This window comes from Actinacidiphila epipremni (assembly GCF_012034175.1).
GTDB lineage: Bacteria > Actinomycetota > Actinomycetes > Streptomycetales > Streptomycetaceae > Actinacidiphila > Actinacidiphila epipremni.
This window is the reverse complement of record NZ_JAATEJ010000014.1, coordinates 154329-177163: the sequence shown is the minus strand read 5'-3', so window position 1 is coordinate 177163 and position 22835 is coordinate 154329. Positions and strand designations below refer to the sequence as shown.

At 74.0% G+C, this 22835-nt stretch carries 17 protein-coding genes; 11 read left to right on the top strand and 6 right to left on the bottom strand.

Annotated elements, in window-relative coordinates; genetic code table 11:
- Positions 1 to 8 precede the first annotated feature (8 nt).
- The 6 genes from HCN08_RS18565 to HCN08_RS18540 all read right to left on the bottom strand — a co-directional run bounded on the left by HCN08_RS18565 (position 9) and on the right by HCN08_RS18540 (position 7593).
- Complete coding sequence (locus HCN08_RS18565; RefSeq protein ID WP_167984242.1) at positions 9 to 1001, bottom strand: GNAT family N-acetyltransferase; 993 nt, start codon at positions 999 to 1001, stop codon at positions 9 to 11.
- 68 nt (positions 1002 to 1069) lie between these two features.
- A complete protein-coding gene (locus HCN08_RS18560; protein WP_240970198.1) occupies positions 1070 to 3334 on the bottom strand; it encodes a peptidase C14 in 2265 nt (754 codons plus the stop codon).
- Positions 3334 to 4212, bottom strand: a complete 879-nt coding sequence (locus HCN08_RS18555) for an SDR family NAD(P)-dependent oxidoreductase (RefSeq protein ID WP_167984152.1) — start codon at positions 4210 to 4212, stop codon at positions 3334 to 3336. The genes HCN08_RS18560 and HCN08_RS18555 overlap by 1 nt, the downstream gene beginning before the upstream one ends.
- Positions 4209 to 5057, bottom strand: coding sequence for an amidohydrolase family protein (locus HCN08_RS18550; protein WP_167984241.1), 849 nt, complete (start codon positions 5055 to 5057; stop codon positions 4209 to 4211). The genes HCN08_RS18555 and HCN08_RS18550 overlap by 4 nt, the downstream gene beginning before the upstream one ends.
- Positions 5054 to 6241 (bottom strand): mandelate racemase/muconate lactonizing enzyme family protein, encoded by a 1188-nt coding sequence (locus tag HCN08_RS18545; RefSeq protein ID WP_167984240.1) that lies wholly within the window; start codon positions 6239 to 6241, stop codon positions 5054 to 5056. The genes HCN08_RS18550 and HCN08_RS18545 overlap by 4 nt, the downstream gene beginning before the upstream one ends.
- Positions 6235 to 7593, bottom strand: coding sequence for an aspartate aminotransferase family protein (locus HCN08_RS18540; RefSeq protein WP_167984239.1), 1359 nt, complete (start codon positions 7591 to 7593; stop codon positions 6235 to 6237). Before HCN08_RS18540 ends, HCN08_RS18545 begins: the two co-directional genes overlap by 7 nt.
- A gap of 305 nt (positions 7594 to 7898) precedes the next feature.
- On the opposite strand from HCN08_RS18540, the gene HCN08_RS18535 reads away from it, so the two are divergent.
- From HCN08_RS18535 to HCN08_RS18485, 11 genes are all read left to right on the top strand, one after another.
- On the top strand, positions 7899 to 8741 hold the full coding sequence (locus tag HCN08_RS18535; protein WP_322974534.1) for an IclR family transcriptional regulator: 843 nt from the start codon (positions 7899 to 7901) through the stop codon (positions 8739 to 8741).
- Positions 8742 to 9244: 503 nt separating this feature from the next.
- A complete protein-coding gene (locus HCN08_RS18530; RefSeq protein WP_407648835.1) occupies positions 9245 to 11206 on the top strand; it encodes a peptidase C14 in 1962 nt (653 codons plus the stop codon).
- A gap of 11 nt (positions 11207 to 11217) precedes the next feature.
- A complete protein-coding gene (locus HCN08_RS18525; protein ID WP_167984266.1) occupies positions 11218 to 12510 on the top strand; it encodes a Gfo/Idh/MocA family protein in 1293 nt (430 codons plus the stop codon).
- Between the two features lie 76 nt (positions 12511 to 12586).
- Entirely contained in the window at positions 12587 to 13840 is a 1254-nt protein-coding gene (locus HCN08_RS18520; protein ID WP_167984237.1) for an extracellular solute-binding protein, read from the top strand.
- 56 nt (positions 13841 to 13896) lie between these two features.
- Complete coding sequence (locus tag HCN08_RS18515; RefSeq protein WP_167984236.1) at positions 13897 to 14820, top strand: carbohydrate ABC transporter permease; 924 nt, start codon at positions 13897 to 13899, stop codon at positions 14818 to 14820.
- Between the two features lie 2 nt (positions 14821 to 14822).
- Entirely contained in the window at positions 14823 to 15686 is an 864-nt protein-coding gene (locus HCN08_RS18510; RefSeq protein ID WP_167984235.1) for a carbohydrate ABC transporter permease, read from the top strand.
- Positions 15687 to 15694: 8 nt separating this feature from the next.
- Positions 15695 to 16789 carry an NAD-dependent epimerase/dehydratase family protein gene (locus tag HCN08_RS18505; RefSeq protein WP_206318938.1) on the top strand — a complete coding sequence of 365 codons (1095 nt, stop codon included), beginning with the start codon at positions 15695 to 15697 and terminating at the stop codon, positions 16787 to 16789.
- A 69-nt stretch (positions 16790 to 16858) separates the two neighbouring features.
- Positions 16859 to 17905: a dihydrodipicolinate synthase family protein gene (locus HCN08_RS18500; RefSeq protein ID WP_167984264.1), complete on the top strand. Its 1047-nt coding sequence runs from the start codon at positions 16859 to 16861 to the stop codon at positions 17903 to 17905.
- Positions 17906 to 18578: 673 nt separating this feature from the next.
- Positions 18579 to 19541: a hydroxyacid dehydrogenase gene (locus tag HCN08_RS34805; RefSeq protein ID WP_206318943.1), complete on the top strand. Its 963-nt coding sequence runs from the start codon at positions 18579 to 18581 to the stop codon at positions 19539 to 19541.
- Between the two features lie 254 nt (positions 19542 to 19795).
- Positions 19796 to 20653, top strand: coding sequence for a fumarylacetoacetate hydrolase family protein (locus HCN08_RS18490; protein ID WP_167984233.1), 858 nt, complete (start codon positions 19796 to 19798; stop codon positions 20651 to 20653).
- 222 nt (positions 20654 to 20875) lie between these two features.
- Entirely contained in the window at positions 20876 to 22711 is a 1836-nt protein-coding gene (locus tag HCN08_RS18485; RefSeq protein ID WP_322974531.1) for an ABC transporter ATP-binding protein, read from the top strand.
- Positions 22712 to 22835: the final 124 nt, after the last annotated feature.

Sequence of the window (22835 nt, the reverse complement as noted above, 5' to 3'; positions counted from 1 at the left end):
GCGGCAGCTCAGAAGGAGTCGCCGTACCAGTGCGCCGCCAAGGGCGCGCCGACGGTCGAGGCGACCTCGGCGGCGGGGGACAGGAGCGGGCGGGCCATGCCGTACGCGGTGGTCTCGGGGGTGGCCTGCGCGAGCAGCCGCGGCAGCGCCCGCAGGACGGCGGGCTCGGCGGGCAGCCGTACGCCGGCGCTCACCGCGCCCGCGGCCCGCGCGTGCTCCGCGGCGGCGGCCAGCAGCGCCTCGGCCGCGGCGTCCTCGTGCCCGCGGGCCAGCGCGATCTCGGCGACCTCGGCGTGGCCGGGGCCCGGGTGGCGTACGACGACGAAGCCGAGGGGCCGGGCCCGGCCGGCGCGGGCCCCCGGACCCGCGCTGAGGTGCTCGGCGCGCTCGGCCTGCTCGGCGATCAGGATGCGGCCCGGCGGCCCGTACCAGTGCGGGATCCGGCGCCGCCAGTCGTCCAGGCTGCGCACGGTGGTCAGCGGGCGCGCCTCGTCGTACGCGTCACGCAGCACCTTGAGCGCGCCGAGGTCGGCGCCGGTGGCCGGGCGTACGGACGCGGAACCTCCCCGCGGCGCCGCCGGCCCGGCCGGCGGCCCGGACCAGCCCGTCGCGCGGAAGCTGCGCCAGCCCGCGCCCTCGTAGACGCCCGGCGTCGCGGTGAAGAGCAGCGACCAGGCGCAGCCGTCCGCCGTCATCGCCGCGACGGCGGCGCCCAGCAGCCGCCGGACGTGGCCCCGGCCGCGGGCGCCGGGGTGGGTGGCGACGCCGCCGAGGCAGCCGACCCGCTGCGGGCGGCCGGTGGCCGAGCGGATCGGGCGCGGCCGGTAGTGCAGCGCCGACACCACCCGCCCGCCGTCGTCGGCGACGAACGTCCGGGCGTGCCGCCCCGGATCGCCGGCCCACAGCGCGCCGACGGTCGCGGCGGCGTCGGGGAAGGCCGCCGCCCACAACGCGTGCAGCCCGGGCTCGTCCGCCGGCGTGGCGGTGCGGTAGTGGGGCATGGCGGCGGTCCTTCCGTTGGTGCGGAGACACGGGCGTCGCCCCTGCCCGCCGGCTCGCGGCCGTGCGCTCAGAGCGTCAGGTTGCCGGTCGTGGTGTTCACCCGGGGGCCGTCCGGGGGGAGGGCGTCGCGGTGGACGCCGTGCTCCGTGCAGGAGGTGTGGAGCAGGGACGACGTGCCGGTGAAGGCCGCCGGCGCGAGGGTGAGGCGACCGCCGGTGAGGCGGGCGGCGACGGCGGTGTAGTGGTTGGTGCCGTCCGGGACGCGGACATGGGCCGTCGCGGCGCCGGCGGCGGTGCTGCGCAGGTCGCCGAGGTCCCAGGTGACCGTCGCGGTGCTCCCCGGGGCGCGGGAGAGCAGGGCGCCGGCGGCGTTCGTGCCGGTCAGGACGGCGCCGCCGGTGACGCTGAGGCGCTGGTCGCGTACCGCGGTCAGGGCGATGCCGGTGTCGGTGAGGGTGCCGCCGTCCACGGCGATCTCGGACGCGCCGACCGAGAGCGGCGCCGCGTCCGGGGCGCCGGTCAGCCGGCAGCCGGTGAAGCGCACCGGCCCGCTGCCGCGCAGCACCGTACCGTCCAGGCCGGTGAAGGCGGTGCGCACGAAGTGCACCGGCGCGTTGACGGGCGTCTGCACGAGCACCTGCCCCGCGGGCAGGTCGAACGTGCAGTCCGTGATCGTCGTCGGCCTGGTCGAGCGCGCGGACTGCTGCGCGACGGCGAACAACGAGGCGGTGCAGCCCCGCAGTTGGGCGCCGTCCGCGTTGACGACCAGCGTCCCGGACGGGTCGAAGGCCGGCCGCGGCAGGACGTGGACGTTCTCCAGCGTCAGGTCGGTGATCTTCGTGTTCGCGGTGAACCACGAGCAGACGTGGTTGCGCACCGTGATCCGCTTGGCGGAATTGCCCCACTGCGCACCGGAGTTGGCGATGTCCATCAGCCCGGAGTTGCCGTCGAAGAGCAGATCGTGCTCGTACTGCCCGTGCGTGGTGAACGGGTTGCCGCCCTCGTCGTCCCCGTCGCCGTGGCAGTTGACGACCTGGCAATACGCCGACGCCGTCAGGTCGTTGAGGTGCCGCACATTGCTGCTGGTGCAGTCGGCGACATGCCCGTACAGGCAGTAGATCTGCTGCGTGAGGTAGCCGGCGCCGCCGTACATCACCGTCGGCGGGTTCTTCAGCCCGCACTGGACCGTGCGGTAGCGCGTGCACCAGCGGCGCATGATCACCGGCCAGAAGGTGCCGGTGGCCTGGATGCCGGAGACGTCGCAGTCCACCGCGTATTCGTACGCCACCGGATGCGAGCCGGTGTACTCGTCGTCGACCGCGCCGGTGTCCTGGCCGGCGCCGAGGAAGACCATGTCGCGGACCTCCGCGCCCACCACCGGCTGCACGCGCTGCCAGGTGAGGCGGCGGCCCGCGGCGAGCGGCCAGCCGTTGAGGTAGCCGACCCGGATGTGCGTGCCGTCGACGATCTCGGTGACCTCGACCATCTTCTGCAGCTCGCGCTCGTCGCTGCCGCCGCCGGCGACCTCGTCGCTGCGCACCGTCCACCACTGGCCGACCCGGAAGGCCCCGGAGTCCGGCACCGGGAAGGCGTCGGTGCGCTCGATGACCGCGGCGGCCAGCGGATGGGTGAGGGGGTCGCCGGTGACCGTGCCCTGGAAGAACAGCACCGCGCCGAACGGGTTGTCGTGGGTGTTGCGCGCGATGCCGCCGGTGTGGACGGTGTGCCCGCCGAAGTCCAGGACGACGCGGGAGCGGTGGAAGGTGTGGCGGCGGCGGAAGAGCAGGTCGGTGTGGGCCTCGACGCGGTGCACGGCCGGGTCGTTCACCATGGCGTCGAGTGCGTCGTCGGCCGGCGCGGTCGCGTCGAAGTGCCCGAAGCCGCGGAAGTCCAGGACCCCGTCGTGCAGCCGCAGCCACCTGCCGCGCGCGGGGCGGTCGGCCGGGCGGAGGGTCGTACCGCCGTTGTGGGCGCGGGTGCTGCCGGCGTCCCACCGTACGGTCATGCCGCCGCCGTCGCCGGGGGTGCGGTAGCCGGCGACGACCGCGAGCGTACCGTCGCGCAGGGCCCGGGAGCCGAGCGCCAGCAGCGCGGCGACGGTGCCGGCGGCGAGCGGCGAGCCGGGCGCGGACCCGGCCTTGCCGCCGGCCGGCGCGGCCTGCGCGGGCGCCGGGGTGACGGCGAGGGCGCCGGCCAGCACGGCGGCGCCGACGCCGCCGGAGCGCAGCAGGTGCCGGCGGGACGTGCCGGAAGAGGGGGCCGGGGAGGACGAGGGGGAGGCCGAGGGGGCAGGGGTGGCCGAGGAGGCCGGGGAGGACGAGGGGGAGGTCATCAGGGGGTGCCGTCCTTCGGGGGGAGCCGCAGCGAGCTGCGGTACGCAGGCATGTACGCGGTACGCGGCATCTGGTCGGCCAGCACCCCGCCGTCCACCACGATCCTGCTGCCCGTCAGGTACGCGCCCTCGTCGCACACGAGCAGCAGCAGCGCGCCCGTGCACTCCTCGGGCCTGGCGTACCGGCCGAGCGGGATCCTGGCCCGGTAGGCGGCCTCGAACGCCTCGCGGTCGAAGGGGAATTCGCCGTCGATGGGGGTCTCGACCATGCCGGGGGCGAGGCTGTTGACGGTGACGCCGTGCGGGGCGAGCTCGATCGCGAGGGTCTGGGTGAGCAGGTCCACCGCGGCCTTGGAGGCGTTGTAGTGGGCCAGGCCCGCCTCGGCGACCAGCGCGTTCTTGGACGTGACGTTGACGATACGGCCGGGCACGCCGTCGGCGACCATGTGCTCGGCGACGCGCTGGGTGAGGAAGAAGACCGCGTCGAGGTTGACCCGCATGACGCGGTACCAGCTGCCGGGGGTGATCTCGTTGAAGCGCTCCAGCGCCGCGGTCCCGGCGTTGTTGACCAGGATGTGCAGCGGCCCGGCCTCGGCCCGTACCCGGTCGGCGAAGCCGTGCAGGGCCGCGGTCTCGGCGAGGTCCTGCTCGGCGACCAGCGCGGCCCGCCCGAGGCCGCGTACCTCGGCGGCGGTCTGCGCGAGCCCGGCCGCGCCCGGCAGGTCGGTGAGGACGAGGTCCGCGCCGGCCCGCGCGAGTGCCACCGCGAACGCCCGGCCCAGGCCCCGGGCGGCGCCGGTGACCAGCGCGGTGCGGCCGGTCAGGTCGAAGCGCCCGGCCAGGTCGGAGCGCCCGGCGGGGGAGCCCGGCGCGCTCACGCGCCCTCCAGGCCGAGCAGTTCCAGCGCCGGGCGGTGGATGAGCGCCTCCACCGCGTCCTGGTCCAGCGGGTCCAGCCCCGGGATGCCGGGGATGCGGGCGATCCGGCGCAGGCCCGCGACGGAGTCGTCCACCGTGGTGAAGGGGTAGTCGCTGCCGAACAGCAGCTTGTCCCACACCCCGTAGTCCTGCACCAGCCGCAGGCTGTGCCACAGCTGGAAGGGCCGGTAGTGCAGCGCGCTGACGTCGGCGTAGACATGGCGGTGCTTGCGGATGACGGCGATGCACTCGCCCTCGAAGGGGTGGCTGAGATGCGCGAGCACCATCCGCAGCTCCGGATGCCGCATCGCGACGTGGTCCAGGTGCCGCGGCATCGCGTACTCCAGCGGCGCCTGCGAGACGAACGTGGTGCCGGTGTGCACCAGCAGCGGCAGGCCGTGCCGCTCGGCGTACGCGTACAGCTCGTCGTACGCCTCGTCGGCGGGTGCGAAACCGGCGTACATCGGCATGAGCTTGATGCCGCGCAGGCCCAGCTCCTGGTGCCCGAAGCGCAGTTCGTCGCGCCAGCCGGGCTGGGTCGGGTCGAGCGAGAGGTAGCCGGTGAGGCGGTCCGGGTGCTCGGCGACATAGGCGGCGACGGCGCTGTCGTCGACCCACAGGCCGCTGCGGCGGGCCTTGCCGCCCACCACGACCGTGCGGGTGCCCTCCGGCGCGGTCGCCGCGTAGTCCTCGTAGCGCACGGTCAGATCGACCTCGCCGGCGTGGGCGCGGGCGGACTCGGCGCGGAAGGTGTCGTCGAAGTCGTGGGCGTGCCGGAAGAGATGGGAGTGCACGTCGGTGATCATGTGCGGTTCCTCTTCTCCCAGCCGTCGGCGAACATGTTCCAGAAGCGGTGGCTCGGCGGATGCTCGGCGAAGACCTCGTCCACCAGCTCGACGCCCAGGCCCGGCCCGGTCGGCAGGCCGACATGCCCGTCCTCGACGGGCAGGGCGCCGCGCACCGCCTCGAAGACGAACGGCTCCAGCAGGCCGTCGAAGGTCTCCAGGATCTTCAGGTTGGTCAGGCCCAGCGCGGCGTGCGCCGAAGCCGTCGTGCACAGCGGGGAGTTGGAGTTGTGCGGGGCGACGAGCATGCCGTGCGCGTCGGCCTGCGCGGCGATCTTGCGGATCTCGGTGAAGCCGCCGGCCATCGACAGGTCCGGCTGCACGATGTCGACGGCCTCGGTGGCGAACAGCTGCTTGTACTCGTAGCGGTTGTGGAAGTGCTCGCCGCCGGAGATCGGGAAGGGCGCGAGGCGGCGCAGTTCCGCGTAGCGCTCGATGTGCGTCCACGGCATCGGCTCCTCGAACCAGCCGATGTCGTACGGCGCGAGCTCGTGCACCAGCCGGCGCGCGGTGCCGCTGCCGAACCGGGCGTGGCCCTCGACGAACAGGTCGACGTCCGGGCCGACGGCCTCGCGCACCGCGGCGACCAGCGCGAGGGAGCGGCGCAGCTCGGCGCGCTCCAGCTCGTGCAGGCCCGCGCCGAACGGGTCGAACTTCAGCGCGGTGAAGCCCTTGGCGACGGTCTCCCTCGCCTTGGCGGCGAACTCCCGCGGCTCGCGCTCGCCGGTGTACCAGCCGTTGGCGTAGACCCGGACGCGGTCGCGGACGGCGCCGCCGGTGAGCCGGTAGGCGGGGACGCCCAGCGCCTTGCCCATGAGGTCGTAGAGCGCCTGGTCCACGCCGGAGACGACGATGCCGCCGACGTCGCCGCCGCGCAGGAAGTCGCCCTGGTACATCCGCAGCCAGATCTCCTCGACGTCGAACGGGTCGGCGCCCAGCAGATGGCGGCGGGCCATGGCCTCGGTGAGCCGGCACGTCTCGTCCACCCGGTAGGGGTGGGTGATCTCGCCGACGCCGGTCAGGCCCTGGTCGGTGTGGATCCGCACATAGCCGAAGTCGCGCCAGGCGGTGCCCAGTTGCAGTGTCTCGACCTTGCTGATCCGGCCCGCCGGCCCGGCCGGGCGGGTGGTGTCGACGGTCAGCATCGGTGCGCCCCCGTACCCGTCGCGGCGCCGCCCATGGTGCTGGTGTGCGCCAGGTCGCTCGGGCCGCCGTCGCGCAGGGTGCGGGTGACGGCCGCGTCGGTGGCCTCCAGCAGCCGGTCCACGTCGGCGTCGGTGTGCGCGTACGACAGGTGGCTGCGCTTGAGGTTGAGCGGCAGCTCGAACACGCCGTGCTCGACGAGGTGGCGGCGGTAGCCGACGAAGAGGGCGGTGTCGTTGGCGAGCAGGTCGTCGTAACTGAGCGGCGCCGGGCCCGGCATGAAGTAGCTGACGAAGACCGAGCCGAAGCCGGTCACCACCGCCGGTACGCCCAACCGCCGGTAGAGGGCGTCCAGTTCGGTGCGCACCCGGTCGCCGAGCCGGAAGACGTGCTCGTGCACGGGCTGTTCGCGCAGCTTGCGCAGCGTCGCGAGCGCCGCGGCCACCGGGGCGGGGTGGCCGTTGTAGGTGCCGGCGAAGAAGACCGGGCCGCCGGGGCGGCTGCTGAAGTGCTGCATGAGGTCGGCGCGTCCGCCGAGCGCGCCGATCGGGGCGCCGTTGCCGATGGCCTTGCCGAGCGCGGTGAGGTCGGGCACGACGCCGGCGAGGGACTGGTAGCCGCCGAGCGCGTGCCGGAAGCCGGTGATGACCTCGTCGAAGACCAGGACGCTGCCGGCCGCGGTGCACTCCTCGCGCAGGGTGCGCAGGAATTCGCCGGTGGGCAGCAGCGCGCCCACGTTGTGCGGGATCGGCTCCACGATGACCGCGGCGATGTCGGCGCCGTGCTCGGCGAACGCCTGCCGCACCGCCGCCGGGTCGTTGAAGCGCAGCACCAGCGTGGCGTCCAGGACCTCGGGCAGGATGCCGGTGGAGGTCGGGTCGTGGCGGCCCACGCGGTCCGGCGCGGAGATCACGTTGAGGCTCACCGCGTCGTGCCAGCCGTGGTAGCAGCCCTGGAACTTGACCACCAGCCGCCGCCCGGTGACCGCCCGGGCCAGCCGCAGCGCGTGGAAGGTGGCCTCGCTGCCGGTGCTGGTGAGCAGCACCTGCTCCACCGAGGGGATCAGCTCGGCGAGCTGCTCGGCGAGCAGGACCTCGCCCTCGGTCACGGCGACGCCCGTCAGCCCCAGCCGGCCGCCGGCCTCGGCGACCGCGGCGGCGACGTCCGGGTCGTTGTGGCCGAGCAGCGGCGGCCCGAAGGCCGCGTGGTAGTCGGTGAACTCCCGTCCCTCGGTGTCCCAGAACCGGGATCCGGCGGTGCGGGCGACGACCAGGCCGGTGAGGCCGGGAATGCTGCGCTGGCCGCTGTTGACCCCGCCCGGTATCACCCGGCGGGCCCGCTCGGCGAGCGTCATGTGGTGCTCCTCGCGTCGATGCTGTGGGTGACGGTCTGGGCCCTGCCCGGCCCGGACCGCGGGGCCATCCGCCCGGCAAGTCGTCGCAGGAATCGTTCGCTGCGGGGTGAAGAAGCTGGTGAGCTGTGCAGAAACGATTTTCAAGAACGCTGTTCTGAATATCAGAACAGTTCGTGATCCTAGATCCGCTGTGCCGCATCGGTCAAGGGGTCGAAGTGGTAAAGTGTTTCGATATGCAGAACAGTGGTGCGAACGGGCTGGACGACGGGCCCGTCCGGGGGCCGGAGCCCGAGCCGAAATACCTGGTGAAGACGGTCGCCAGAGCCGCCGAGCTGCTGGAGGTGCTCGCCACCGGCGGCCCCGGCACCGGACTGAGCGTCACCGAGGTCGCCCAGCGGGCCGGCGTCTCCAAGAGCGCCGCCTTCGGCCTGCTCCAGACGCTGCGCCACTACGGCCTGGTCGCCGACGAGGGCGAGGGCATGAACCGCCGCTACCGCCTCGGCATGGCCCTGGCCCGGCTCGGCGACCGCGCCCAGGCCCAGGTCTCGCTGCGCGACGTCGCCCGCCCGCTGCTGCTCGACCTCACCGCGGCCACCGGCATGGCCTCCCGGGTCGCCGTCCCGCAGGACGGCCAGGCCGTCATCATCGACCAGGTCGACACCCGCAGCGGCCTGCGGCTGGACCTGCGGATGGGCGCCCGCGAACTGCCGCACTGCACCGGCATCGGCAAGGCGCTGCTGGCCGCGCTCCCCGAACCGCAGGCCAGGGCGCTGGTCGCCCGCACCGGGCTGCCCCGCCGCACCTCGCGCACCATCACCGACGAGGCCACGCTCTTCGCGCACCTCGCCGACATCCGCGCCACCGGCTACGCGCTGGACGACGAGGAGGACGCCGACGGGATCTTCTGCATCGGCAGCGTCGTCCGCGACCACCGCGGAGCGTGCGTCGGCGCCATCAGCATCACCGGCCTCAAGCTCGACCTGCCCGGCTGGCGCTTCCGCGAACTGGGCCTCCAGGTACGGGACTTCGCCGACCGGATCAGCCGCAGCCTCGGCTACGAGGACGCCCCCGCGACCGCCCCCGGCACCGCTGCGGGCACCCCCGCCGCGGCCCCCGCCGGCAGCGGAGGCCGCACCGCGGGGGCTTGACCGCGGCGCGGGGGCAGGCATAACGTCTCGCCCCACCGACCGGTGCCGCGTCAGCACCCTGCCCCTGGTCTGCGCTTTTCCGCACCCGGCCGGTACGGCCATCCGCACCACCGACAAGCGTCACGGGATTCGTCCTCGCCCCAAGGCCCACCGAAGGCGGAGGCACCCCCGTGAAGCTTTCCCCTGGCTCCGTGCCGGGCACCCCTACCGCGGCACCCGACGCGTCCGAGCTCCCCGGCTCACCCGCAGGACCCGACACCACCCGCCGCGGGCTGCTGCGCGCCGGCGGCATCGGCGGCCTGCTGGTCGCCGCGACCGGCACCGCGGTCGCCGCCGGCTCCGGCACCGCGCACGCCGACACCCCGCACAACGCCGCACCGCACGGCGCCGCCCCGCTCACCGCCGGCACCGTCGCCGAACTGCTCGCCCTCGACACCAGGAAGCTCCCCGACGGCACCCTCGCCGTGGTCGCCGGCCACCGCGCCCCCGGCGACGGCGGCGGCATGCTCACCCGCTGGGACGCCGCCGCCACCGCCGCACCCAACGGCGGCACCGTCCTGGCCCCCGCCGCGCCCGGCGGCAAGCCGGCCGGCAAGGGCAAGCCCGGCACCCCCGGCAAGGGCCGCTGGCGCATGGTCCACGAAGGCGTCCTGGACTTCCGCCAGTTCGGCCTCTTCGGCACCTCCGCGCCGGCCGACGCCGCGCTCGACGCCATGATGGCCGACCCGGCGGTCCACCGGATCGAGGCGCACACCGACCTGAACTTCGTCAAGCGCCACACCTTCACCCGCTCCCGCATCGAGCTCGACTTCGGCGGCAACCGCGTCACCACCACCGGGATCGAGAAGAACGCCTACAACAACCCCTTCGGCGCCGTCCTGTACTTCCTGGGCAAGGTCACCGGCACCACCGTGAAGTCCAAGCTGTCCGCCGCGATGCCCGACCTCGCCGACATCTTCGAGGTGCCCGACGCCAAGGCGTTCGCGCTCGGCCAGTGGTGGAGCGTGGAGATCGACGCCGCCCCCGGCACCGGCCTGTACGAGAAGGAGGTGCAAAAGCTCGTCCAGGTCACCGAGATCGTCGACGGCACCCACATCCGGGTCAACTACAAGATCGGCTGGGACCTCGCCGCCGGCCGCACCTTCACCTGGACCCGGATCGAGCCCGTCGAGCGCGTCCACGTACGCAACATGGTCTTCGAAGGCGTGCCCGACGTCGCCGACGACGACACCGAGACCGGCTCGCACCCCCTCGCGTACGAATACGCCGTCTCCTGCGACGTGTCCGGCATCGACGCCACCGGCACCTTCTGGCCCGTCGTCATGCGCCGCTGGTGCACCTACTTCCACACCTCCGCCTGCCAGTTGAAGAACCCCGCCTCCGTCACCTACGGCGGCGCCGGCTACCTCACCCAGCAGATCTACTGCCTGTACGGCCACGTCGAGGACTGCCACGTCGCCAACGCCCGGCACCTCAACGACTGGACGGCCTCCGCCTACGGCTATGTCACCAACTGCCACGGCGACGGCGACGACCAGGGCCCCTTCGTCACCCACGGCCAGTTCGAGCACGACCTCACCTTCACCGGCAACTCCGGCCTCATGACGTTCGCCAACTCCGGTGCCGCCTGGGGCGGCGCGGCCAAGCGCGTCACCGTACGGCGGCACGCCTGCTCGTGGTTCGTGGCCCGCACCAACGTCACCGACCTGACGCTGGAGGACATGCTCGTCATCGGCAACGCCCAGGCCGGCTCCGGCATGATCTGGGTCAACGCCGACGGCGCCCAGCTGCGCGGCTGCGTCGCCTCGGGACCGCTGGTGGTCTCGCAGTCCTCGCACCGCTCGCAGCGCCCCACCGTCATCGCCGACTCCGCCTTCACCCAAGGCAAGGCGTCCGAGGTCACCGCAGCCACCGTGACCAGCGACGTGCACCTGCTGCGCGTCACCCTCAAGGGCCTGGACGGCGCGCAGTTCAACGGCACCGGAAACCTCGTCCTGGACCACTGCGCCTTCACCGGCGCCACCGCCGGCGCCGCCCCCAGCACCCTCGCGCACGCCGACACCGCCGTGCACGGCGGCACCTTCACCGACACCGGCCTGACGCTGGCCGCCGCCAAGGACCAGCGGCTGTGGATCGACGGCGGCGCCCGCTTCACCGGCGGCAACAGCGCCGCCGCCTACCTCGCCCGCAGCACCGCGGGCCGCACCGTCAGCTGGCAGCTCGACGGCGCCGACTTCCGCGCCTCCGACGCCAAGACCGCGCACATCCTGCTCACCGACGGCGTCAACCACTACCGCGCCACCGGCTCCGCCTTCACCGGCGGCCGGCTCCACCTCGCCGCCGCCGCCTTCGCCGGCGACAGCCACCTGCTGCACACCGGCTGCACCGAGGACGGCGTCACCCGCACCGCGATGCCTGCCGAGAGCGCCCGGGTCCGTCACACCGCCAACAACCTCCTGGTGTGACGGAGCACCCCATGGCCACCCCGACCAGCGCTCCCACGGGGGCGCGGCCCGTACGGATCGCCCTGGTGGGCGCCGGCAACCGCGGCCTGACCTACGCCGGCTGGATCCGCGACCACCCCGAGCGCGCCCGCGTCACCGCCGTCGCCGACCCGCGACCGGGCGCCCGCGCGCTCTTCCCCGACGCCGCCGGCTACCCGGGCTGGCGCGACCTGCTCGCCGCCACCGCGGCGAACGGCGGGCCGCTCGCCGACGGCGTCATCGTCGCCACCCAGGACCGCGACCACGCCGAACCCGTGCTCGCCCTCGCCGAAGCCGGCTACGCGATCATGACCGAGAAGCCGCTCGCCCCCACCGAGGCCGAATGCCGGGCCATCGTCGAGGGCGTCCGGGCCACCGGCGTGCCCTTCGCCGTCTGCCACGTCATGCGCTACACGCCCTACACCGACCTGGTCAAAAGCGTCGTCGACAGCGGCGTCCTCGGCACCGTCACCGGGCTGGACCACCTGGAGCCGGTCGGCTGGTGGCACTACGCCCACTCCTACGTCCGCGGGCCCTGGCGCCGCGAGGACACCTCCTCGCCGATGATCCTCGCCAAGTCCTGCCACGACCTGGACTGGATCGCGTACGTCACCGGCCGCCGCATCGAGTCCGTCGCGAGCTTTGGCTCGCTCCAGCACTTCCGGCCCGGCAACGCCCCCGAAGGCGCCGGCGACAACTGCCTGGAGTGCGCCGCCGAACCCGGCTGCCCGTACTCCGCGCCCAAGCTCTACTACCCGGCGCTGCGCCGCACCGGCGGCGCCTGGCCCATCGACCACGTCACCACCCGCGCGACCGGGGCCGGCGACGAGGACGTCCTCACCGAGGCGCTGCGCACCGGCCCGTACGGGCGGTGCGTCTACCGCAGCGACAACGACGTGGTCGACAACCAGGTCGTCGCGATGCAGCTGGCCGGCGGCGCCACCGCCGTCTTCACCATGACCGCCTTCACCGCCCAGACCCACCGCCAGACCCGGATCTTCGGCAGCCACGGCTGGCTGCGCGGCGACGGCGAACGCGTCACCGTCCACGACTTCCGCACCGACACCACCGAGGTCCACGAGACCGGCGACCTCGGCTCCAACGCCGCGGACGGCCACGGCGGCGGCGACGCCGCGCTCGTCGAGGCGTTCGTCACCGCGCTCGCCACCGGCGACCGCTCCCACATCCGCTCCGGCCCCGCCGACTCCCTCGGCAGCCACCTCGCGGCCTTCGCCGCCGAGCGCTCCCGGCACCGCGGGACGGTCGAGACCGTCCCGCACCGCTGACCCCGGGCCGCGCGCTCCCGCATCCCCCCGCACCACCGACCCACCCGTACTTCCACGCCCGAAAGCGAGAACCACCGTGAGACGCCGCAGCACCACCGCCCTCGCCCTGGCCGCCGCCCTGTGCGCCACCGCCGCCGTCGCCGGATGCGGCTCCGGCAGCGGCTCCGGATCGTCGGCGAAGAAGACCGTCAGCACCTGGGTCTACCCGGTCATCAACGACCCGAAGGCCAACGACGCCTACTGGAACGGCCTGGTCAAGGGCTTCGAGGCCGCCAACCCCGGCATCACCGTCAAGGTCTCCACCTACCCCTGGGCCAACCGCGACACCGCGCTGACCACCGCGCTGTCCGCAGGCAAGGGCCCCGACGTCGCCTATCTGATCCCCGACCAGCTGCCCGCCTACCAGCGCAACCTCGTCCCCGCCGACCAGTGGATGACCCCCGCCGACAAGGCCGCCTTCCGCCCCTCGGCGCTCAAGGCCGTCACCGTCGGCGGCACCGCGCTCGCCGCGCCCGTCCTGATGTCCAGCTACCCGCTGCTGTGCGACAAGAAGGTCTTCGACGCCATCGGCGAGACCACCTACCCCACCACCTGGGACCAGCTCGCCGCGCTCGCCCCCACGCTCAAGGCCAAGGGCTTCTACGCCACCAGCTACAGCGGCGACACCACCGCGACCCTCAACATGACCTTCTACCCGCTGCTGTGGCAGGCCGGCGGCGACGTCTTCTCCGCCGACGGCACCAAGTCCGCCTTCGCGAGCGACGCCGGCGTCAAGGCCCTCACCTGGCTCAAGACCTTCGTCGACAACGGCTGGACGCCCAAGGACCTGGTCACCACCACCCCGCAGATCGAGCAGACCGACCTCGCCAAAAACAAGGTCGCCTGCACCTGGCAGAACACCGCCGCCGAGGTCGAGCCGTTCTGGGGCAAGGAGAACATCGTCGTCGGCCCGGCGCTCGGCGACACCGCCGCCGTCGCGTACGGCACCGTCGGCACCCTCGCGATGTTCAAGGGCGCCAACACCGACGCCGCCGGCAAGTGGATCTCGTACGTCGCGCAGCCGGCGAACTCCGCGGGGCTGGAGAAGCCCGGCGGCTACTTCTCGCCGCGCACCGACGCCGCGCCCCTCTACCCCGGCGACGCGCAGCAGGAGGCCACCGAGAAGGTGCTCGGCAGCACCGACGTCGGCCCGCTCAACAAGGCCGCCCGCGACGTGATGGGCGTGCTCGCCCCGCAGATCCAGGCCGCACTGCTCGGCAAGACCAGCCCCAAGAAGGCGCTGGACGACGCCGCGCAGGCCGCCGACCAGCTCATCGCCCGCAAGCGCTGACCCCCGCCGGCACCCCGTCTCCCGCCGTCCGTCTTCCGCCTTCCGAAGGAGGTCCCGTGGCCGCAGTCGCGGAATCCCGTTCCCGCCCCCGCACCCGCCCGCAGCACGTCCTGCGCGGACCGCACGCCCGCCGGGAGGCCCGCGTCGGGCTGCTGTTCGTCGCCCCGTGCTTCCTGCTCTTCCTGGCCTTCCGGTTCGGCCCCGGCATCGCCGGGCTCGTCCTCGGCTTCACCGACTACACCATCGGCGACAGCACCCACTTCACCGGCCTGGACAACTTCCAGCGGATGGTGCACGACCCGCTGTTCTGGTCCTCGCTGCGGGTCACCGTCGTCTACAGCGTCATCGCCGTGCCGTTCACCATCGCGGCGTCGCTGGGACTCGCGCTGCTCACCCGGCGCGCGTTCCGCGGCTCCCGGCTGTTCCGGTCGGTGTTCTTCCTGCCGGTGGTCACCAGCCTCATCCTGGCGTCCACCGTCTTCATCTGGATCTTCTCCACCAAGGGCCCCTGGTCGAGCCTGATGGGACTGCTCGGGCTGCCCGAGCAGTCCTGGCTCACCGACTCCGCGCTCGTACTGCCGGCGCTCGCCCTGGTCGGCATCTGGTCGCGCTGCGGCTACGGCATGCTCATCCTGCTCGCCCGGCTCCAGGACGTGCCGCGCGAACTGGAGGAGGCCGCCCTCATGGACGGCGCCGGGCCCTTCCAGCGCTTCCGCCACATCGTCGCCCCGCAGCTGAAGCCGGCGTTCTTCTTCCTCGCGGTGATCGAGACCACCAACAGCTTCCAGATCTTCGACGCCATCTACGTCATGACCGGCGGCGGCCCCGCCAACGCCAGCTACAGCCTCGTCTACCAGCTCTACGACGCCGGCTTCAAATACTCCGACCTCGGCTACGCCAGCGCGCTCGGCTGCGTGCTGTTCGTCATGACGGTGGTCGTGGCGCTCGTCCAGCGGATGGTCCTCGGAAGGGAGAAGTGACCATGACGGCGACCCCGACGACGTACCAGGACACCGTGCCGCGGGCGCTGCGGCCCGGCCGCACCGGCCTCGTGGCCCGCGCAGTGCTGCTCACGGCGGCCTCGCTCGCGACGGTCTTCCCGTTCTACGCGATGGTCGTGCTGTCGCTGAAGCCCGGCGCCGCCGTCGAGCTGCCCGGCAGCCTGCTGCCCTGGCACCTCAGCGGCTCCTCCTACGGCGCCGTGCTCGACGCCCAGGACGTACCGCGCTGGCTGCTCAACACCCTCGTCTACTCGGTGGTGTCGGTCGTCGGCGTGCTGGCGCTCGCCGCGCTCGCCGGATACGCCTTCGCCAAGAAGCGCTTCCGCGGCCGGGAGGCGATGTTCTGGTCGTTCCTGTCGATGGTGATGGTGCCCTACCACGTCACGATGATCCCGACGTTCATCATGATGGCCAAGCTCGGCGGCGTGGACACCTACTGGGGCCTGATCATCCCGACCCTCGCCAACGCCCAGGCGGTCTTCCTCATGCGGCAGTTCATCCGCGACCTGCCCGACGAGATGTTCGAGGCGGCCCGCCTCGACGGCTGCGGCGAACTGCGGATCTTCGTCAGCCTCGTGCTGCCGCTGCTCAAGCCGATCCTCGCCACGCTCGGCACGTTCGTCTTCCTGTGGCACTGGAACGACTTCCTGTGGCCGCTGATCATGGGCCAGAGCAGCGGCATGCGCACCCTCACCGTCGGCATCGCCTCGCTGCAACAGCAGCAGGTGCCGCTCAGCCAGGTGCTCGCCGGATCGGTGATCGCCTTTGTCCCCATCTTCGCCGCCTACCTCGCGGGCCAGCGCTACTTCACCGAAGGCGTCACCGGCTCCGCGGTCAAAGGATGACCCCGCACATGCCCCCAGCCTCCCCTTCCCTGTCGTCCCTCCCCGGGAGCCCCGCTTTCCCCGGGACACCCGCCTTCCCCGCGAGCGAGCAGGAGCTGGAGGACCTGCTGGCCACCCCCTCGCCGGCGCTGGTCGCCGACGCCGCCCGGCTGGAGGGCGACCTGGTGATCCTGGGCGCCGGCGGCAAGATGGGCCCGAGCCTGGCCCGGCTCGCCCGCCGCGCCCTGGACGCCGCCGGCCGCACCGACCTCGCCGTGCACGCGGTCTCCCGCTGGTCCGACCGGGCCGCCGCCGGCGCGCTCGCCGCGGACGGGGTACGCCCGGTCGCCTTCGACCTGCTCGACGGCGACCCGGCCGGCCTGCCCGACGCGGGCAACGTCGTCTTCATGGTCGGCGCCAAGTTCGGCTCCGCCGGCGACCCCGCGTACGCCTGGGCCGTCAACGCCGCGCTGCCGGACCGGGTCGCCCGCCGCTACCGCGACGCCCGTATCGCCGCCTTCTCCACCGGCAACGTCTACCCGCTGGTGGACACCGCCGCGGGCGGCTGCGCCGAGACCGACCCGGTCGGCCCGGTGGGCGAGTACGCCATGTCCTGCCTCGGCCGCGAACGCGTCCTCGGCCACCACGCCGCCGCCCACGGCACCCGGGTCGCGCTGCTGCGCCTCAACTACGCCGTCGACCTGCGCTACGGGGTCCTCGCCGACATCGCCGCGACCGTACGGGCCGGCGAGCCGGTCGACGTGACGACAGGACACGTCAACGTCGTGTGGCAGGGCTACGCCAACGAGGTCGCGCTGCGCGCTCTGCACCACGCCGCCGCGGAGCCCTTCACCGTCAACCTCACCGGGCCGGAGACCGCGTCGGTCCGGCGGCTCGCCGCGCTTTTCGCCGCGGAGTTCGGCACCGAGGGGCGGGAAGGCGTGACGACCGGCACGGAGTCCGGCACCGCGCTGCTGTCCGACGCGAGCCGCTGCCACGCGCTGTTCGGCTATCCGCCGGTGCCGCTGCGCACCCTCGTCGGCTGGCAGGCGCAATGGCTGCGCCGCGGCCTGCCGCTGTCGGGCCGGCCGACCAAATTCCACGTCCGCGACGGAAGGTTCTGACCCACCGTGTCCCACCCCACCCCCACCGGTACGGCGGACGGCACCGCCGCCGTGCCCGGGCCCGGGCCCGTGCCCGGGCCCGTGCCCGGCCCGCTCGACCTGCTCGCCGCCGGTGCCGTCATCCCCGCGCACCCGCTCGCCCTCGACGCCGGGCGGCGGCTCGACGAGCGCCGGCAGCGCGCGCTCACCCGCTACTACCTGGCCGCCGGCGCCGGCGGTATCGCGGTCGGCGTCCACACCACGCAGTTCGCGATCCGCGACGCCGGGGTCGGGCTCCTGCGGCCGGTGCTCGCGCTCGCCGCCGAGACCGCGGAGAAGGAGGCGGGCCGGCCGGTGGTGAAGATCGCCGGTGCCTGCGGCTACACCGCGCAGGCCGTCGCCGAGGCCGCACTCGCCGCGGAGCTCGGCTACGACGCGGTGCTGCTCAGCCCCGCCGTGCCCGGCGCCGACGAGGCCGGGCTGCTGGACCGGGCCCGGGCGGTCGGCGAGGTGCTGCCGGTCGTCGGCTTCTACCTCCAGGACGCGGTGGGCGGCCGTTACCTGAGCCCCGCCTTCTGGCGGGCCTTCGCCGAGATCCCCTCGGTGGCCGCGATCAAGACCGCGCCCTTCGACCGCTACCGCACCGCCGAGGTCATCGCCGCCGTCGCCGCGAGCGACCGCGCCGACGAGGTCGCCCTCTACACCGGCAACGACGACGCCATCCTCACCGACCTGCTCACCCCCTACCGCACCGCCGGCGGCCGGCTGCGCTGGTTCGCCGGCGGGCTGCTGGGCCAGTGGGCGGTGTGGACCAGGGCCGCCGTCACGCTGCTCGCCGAGGTGCGCACCGCCCGGGCCGGCGACCACGCCCTGCTCACCGACCTGCTGCGCCGCGCCCCGCAGCTCAGCGAGGCCAACGCGGCGGTCTTCGACATCCGCAACGCCTTCCGCGGCTGCATCCCCGGCGTCCACGAAGTCCTCCGCCGCCAGGGCCTGCTCGCCGGCACCTGGTGCCTGGACCCGGCAGAACGCCTCTCCCCGCGCCAGGCGGAGGAGATCGCCGCGATCGCCGCCGCGTACCCCTGGCTGACGGACGACGACTTCGTTGCGGAGCACCGCGATGACTGGCTCCGCTGAGCGCACCCCGGGCGCCGGGGTTGCGGCCGGCCACGCCGCTGGGGCGGGTGGCCGAGCCGTGGAGTCCGCGGCCGACCGCGCCGCCGTGTCCGCCGGTGACGGTGGCGCTGGGACTGTCGGCGTTCCGGGTGCGAGTCCCGGTGCCGGGTCTGCTGCCGGCGGCGCCGCCGGGTCGGGTGGCGGACCCGCGGAGTCCGCGGCCGACCGCGCCGACCGCGCCGCCGTGTCCGCCGGTGACGGTGGCGCTGGGACTGTCGGCGTTCCGGGTGCGAGTCCCGGTGCCGGGTCTGCTGCCGGCGGCGCCGCCGGGTCGGGTGGCGGACCCGCGGAGTCCGCGGCCGACCGCGCCGACCGCGCCGCCGTGTCCGCCGGTGACGGTGGCGCTGGGACTGTCGGCGTTCCGGGTGCGAGTCCCGGTGCCGGGTCCGCTGCCGGCGGCGCCGCCGGGTCGGGTGGCCGAGCCGTGGAGTCCGCAGCCGACCGCGCCGCCGAGGCGGCAGGCGACCGTGGCATCGGGTCCGCCGATGACCGCGCCGGCCGGTCGGGTGCGGAGCGCGCGGTCGCGTCCGCCGGCGACGGCGGCGCCGGGGCCGCTGCCGTTCCGGACGCCGAAGGCGGAGCCGATGGCGGCACCCGGCACCGGGCGCGGGTCGTCGTTGCCGTGCCGCCGCACCTGCGGGAGCAGTTGTTCACCGCCGGCGAGTGGCGGCGGCTCGGGGAGCTCGCCGAGGTCGCCGTCGTCGACCGGCACAGCGAACCGGCCGTGCTCGGCGCCGCGCTGGGGGACGCCGATGTGCTCGTCACCGGCTGGGGCAGCGCACGGCTCGACGCCGGGCTGCTCGGCGCGGCGCCGCGGCTGCGGCTGGTCGCGCACACGGGGGGAGCGGTCAGCCCGTACGTCTGCGCGGCCGTCTTCGACCGCGGGGTGCGGGTCACGCAGGCCGGGGCGGCGATGGCGCGGCCGGTCGCCGAGGTCGCCCTCGCCTTCACGCTCGCGCTGCTGCACCGCGTCCACCGCTTTGACCACGCCCTGCACGCCGGCGCCCCCTGGGCAGAGGCCGGGGAGGCGCCCGAGCGGCACCAGATCCTCGGCTGCCCGGTCGGCGTGATCGGCGCCTCCCGCACCGGCCGCGCCTACATCGCGCTGGCCCGCGCGCTCGGCGCGGAGGTCACGGTCGCCGACCCGTACCTCGGCGCGGCGGAGGCGCGGGCCCTCGGCGTGCGGCTGGCGGGGCTCGACGACATGCTCGCCGGCAGCCGGATCACGGCCGTGCACGCGCCCGCGCTGCCGGAGACCCGGCATCTGCTGAGTGCCCGCGAGCTGGCCCTGATGCCGGACGGCGCCGGGCTGGTCAACACCGCCCGGTCCTGGCTGGTGGACGAGGCGGCGCTGCTGGCCGAGCTGCGCACCGGCCGTATCGACGCGGCCCTCGACGTCTACGACGCCGAACCGCTGCCCGTCGCCCACCCCCTGCGTGCGCTGCCCAACGTCCTCCTGACGCCGCACCAGGCAGCGGCCACGGTCGAGGGCCGCCACGCCCTCGGCGCCTCCACGGTCGCCGAAATCACCCGCTTCCTGACCGGCCGACCCCTCCACCACGGGGTCGGCCGCGAAGCCTTGGACCGAGTGGAGTAACCCTGCCGGCGGCCGGCGGCCGGCGGCCGGCTGCCGTGGGGCGGCGCCCGCCATCCGCAGGTCGTCCCCTGACCGGAGCCCACCGGCAGCAGAGGCTCGGCCACCGGCCACCGGCAGCAGACCGCTCGCCTCCGGGCGGCGCCCGGCGCCGGCTCCGCGGCGCCCGCCCGCACCGCACCCCCCTCCGTAACCACCCACGAGCCCCCGCCGGAACGGCGGCCCGCCCCTCCGCAACGACACGAAAAGAGCACCGCATGCGCCTGATGCGCCTGGGACCGATCGGCGCCGAGCGGCCGGTCGCCGGTACCGCCGACGGTCGGCTGTACGACCTGGCCGGCCTCACTCCCGACATCGACCCCGCCTTCCTCGCCGGCGGCGGCGTCGCCGAGGTCCAGGGCGCGCTCGCCGAGGGCCGGCTGCCCGAGCTGCCCGCCGAGGCGGGCTCCTCGCGGGTCGGGCCGCCCGTCGCGCGGCCCGGCGCGGTGCTGTGCGTCGGGCAGAACTACGCCGCGCACGCCGCCGAGTCGGGAGCCGAGCCGCCGGCGCAGCCGATCCTCTTCCACAAGAGCCCCAACACCGTCGTCGGCCCGTACGACACCGTGCTCATCCCGCGCGGCTCGCGGCAGACCGACTGGGAGGTCGAGCTGACCGTCGTGATCGGCCGCCGCGCGCGCTATCTCACGCCGGACGAGGACCCGTTGGCGTACGTGGCGGGTTATGCCGTCGGCAACGACCTGTCCGAGCGCGCCTTCCAGCTCCAGGCGCCCGGCGGCCAGTGGTCCAAGGGCAAGAGCTGCGAGACCTTCAACCCGCTCGGCCCCTGGCTGGTGACCGCCGACGAGGTCCCCGACCCGCAGGCGCTGCGCATCCGCTCCTGGGTCAACGGCGAGGCCCGGCAGGACTCCAGCACCGCCGACATGATCTTCGGCGTCGCGGAGATCATCCGCGACCTCTCGCAGTACCTGGTCCTGGAACCCGGCGACCTCGTCAACACCGGTACGCCCGAAGGCGTCGCCCTTTCGGGACGCTTCCCCTACCTCGCGGCCGGCGACGTCATCGAGACCGAGATCACCGGCCTCGGCCGGCACCGCTCGGTGTGCGCCGACGCCTGACCCCGCCGCCCACTCCATCCCAACGACCCCACGGGGAAGCCCCGTCGACTCCCGGCCCCCGGAAAACACGTGGACCGCGCGACCGCGCTCGCGGGAGGCTACCGAATCCGGCTTCTCTCGCCACGACACCATGGGACGGGGATGGAACAGCCCGGAAAACAGCCCGGAGTCCAGTCCGGAAACCAATCCGGACAACAAGCACCTTCACCACGCAGCGGCTCGGTGGTCCTGGCCCTGCGCTACTACGGCCGGGAGTTGGCCCGGCTCCGCCTGCTCACCGTACCGGCGATGCTGCTGCCCTCGGTCGGCAACATCGGCATCAACTACATCGCACCCCTGGTCGTCGCCAAGCTCGCGGGGCGGATCGCCGGCGGCGCCCACCTCGGCGTCGCCGCGACCCTGCCGTACGTCCTCGGTTTCGCCGCGGCCCTGCTGCTCGGCGAGACGATGTGGCGGCTCGGCGTGCACTGCCTCAACCGCGTGGACGCCCTCGGCATCGAGCACCTGTACGTGGTCGGCATGGACGAGCTCTTCGCCAAGGACGCCGCCTTCTTCCACGACAACTTCGCCGGGTCCCTCACCAAGCGGGTGCTGAGCTTCGCCTCCCGCTTCGAGGAGTTCGTCGACACCCTGACCTTCCAGGTCATGGGCAGCCTGGTGCCACTGCTGTTCGGCTCGGTCGTGCTGTGGCTCTACCAGCCGCTGCTCGTCGTCGGCCTGCTGGTGATGATCGCGCTGACCGCCCTGGCCGTGGCGCCGCTCATCCGGCGCCGGCAGGCGCTGGTCAACGAGCGCGAGGAGGCCATCGCCCGGGTCGCGGGCCATGTCGCCGACAGCCTGATGAACATGGACACCGTCCGGGCGTTCGCCGCCGAGGAGCGCGAGGCCGCCGAGCACCGCTCACGTGTCGCGGAGTCCAAGCGGCGCTCGCTGCGCTCGTGGGACTACGGAAACCTGCGCATCGACACCCTGGTCGCGCCGATGTCGGTGCTCACCAACGCCTTCGGCCTGCTGCTCGCGGTGACCCTCGGCGGGCACGGCCACGGCAGCGTGGAGGAGATCGTCGTGGCGTTCACGTACTACAGCAACGCCACCCGGATCATGTTCGAGTTCAACCAGATCTACCGGCGGATGGAGAGCGCGACGACCGAGGCGGCGCAGTTCACCGAGCTGCTGCGGACACCGCCGACCGTGGTGGACCCGCCGCACCCCGAGCCGCTGCGGCAGCAGGGCGCCGGCGTCCGGTTCGAGCAGGTGAACTTCTGCCACGGCGGCGGCGGGCGGCCGTTGTTCGAGGGCCTCGACCTGGATGTGCCCAGCGGCGCGAAGATCGGCCTGGTCGGCCGGTCCGGCGGCGGCAAGACCACCCTCACCCGGCTGCTGCTGCGGATGGCGGACATCGACTCCGGCCGCATCCTCGTCGGCGGCCAGGACATCAGCCGGCTGCGGCAGGCCGACCTGCGCGGCCTGATGGCGTACGTGCCGCAGGACCCGGCGATGTTCCACCGCACCCTGCGCGAGAACATCGCCTTCGCCCGCCCGGACGCCACCGAGGCCGAGATCCGCCGCGCGGCGCAGGCCGCGCACGTCACGGAGTTCGCCGACGCGCTGCCGGACGGCTTCGACACCATGGTCGGCGAGCGCGGCGTCAAGCTGTCCGGCGGGCAGCGGCAGCGGGTCGCCCTGGCCCGGGCGATCCTGCGGGACGCGCCGGTCCTGCTGCTCGACGAGGCGACCAGCGCGCTGGACTCCGAGAGCGAGATCCTGGTCCAGGAAGCGCTGTGGCGGCTCATGCACGGCCGCACCGCGCTGGTCGTGGCGCACCGGCTGAGCACCGTGGCCACCATGGACCGGCTGGTCGTCCTCGACCGCGGGCACATCGTCGAGCAGGGCAGCCACCAGGACCTGCTCGCCCTCGACGGCGCCTACGCCAAGCTCTGGCAGCACCAGTCGGGCGGCTTCCTCGACGACGACGCCGACACGGCCGACGATGCGGAGGACACGGACGCCGCCGACGCCACCGAGGACATCGCACCGGAAGGAGCCGAAGTGCGCTGACACCGCAAGCCGGATACGCCCGCACGGGTGAGGGAGTGTGGGCCGACCGGGGGTCTCGCGGGTACGGCGGACCGGGCCGCGGCGGGCGGCGGGAGCAGGCTCGGGAAGTGGGACACACCCGTTC

What these genes read in the sequence shown, in the direction of transcription:
- HCN08_RS18560 (WP_240970198.1), bottom strand. Translation starts at nt 3,334, where the DNA reads ATGACCTCCCCCTCGTCCTCCCCGGCCTCCTCGGCCACCCCTGCCCCC.
- HCN08_RS18530 (WP_407648835.1), top strand. Translation starts at nt 9,245, where the DNA reads ATGCTCACCCGCTGGGACGCCGCCGCCACCGCCGCACCCAACGGCGGC.
- HCN08_RS18550 (WP_167984241.1), bottom strand. Translation starts at nt 5,057, where the DNA reads ATGATCACCGACGTGCACTCCCATCTCTTCCGGCACGCCCACGACTTC.
- HCN08_RS18505 (WP_206318938.1), top strand. Translation starts at nt 15,695, where the DNA reads ATGCCCCCAGCCTCCCCTTCCCTGTCGTCCCTCCCCGGGAGCCCCGCT.
- HCN08_RS18565 (WP_167984242.1), bottom strand. Translation starts at nt 1,001, where the DNA reads ATGCCCCACTACCGCACCGCCACGCCGGCGGACGAGCCCGGGCTGCAC.
- HCN08_RS18545 (WP_167984240.1), bottom strand. Translation starts at nt 6,241, where the DNA reads ATGCTGACCGTCGACACCACCCGCCCGGCCGGGCCGGCGGGCCGGATC.
- HCN08_RS18510 (WP_167984235.1), top strand. Translation starts at nt 14,823, where the DNA reads ATGACGGCGACCCCGACGACGTACCAGGACACCGTGCCGCGGGCGCTG.
- HCN08_RS18490 (WP_167984233.1), top strand. Translation starts at nt 19,796, where the DNA reads ATGCGCCTGATGCGCCTGGGACCGATCGGCGCCGAGCGGCCGGTCGCC.
- HCN08_RS18525 (WP_167984266.1), top strand. Translation starts at nt 11,218, where the DNA reads ATGGCCACCCCGACCAGCGCTCCCACGGGGGCGCGGCCCGTACGGATC.
- HCN08_RS18540 (WP_167984239.1), bottom strand. Translation starts at nt 7,593, where the DNA reads ATGACGCTCGCCGAGCGGGCCCGCCGGGTGATACCGGGCGGGGTCAAC.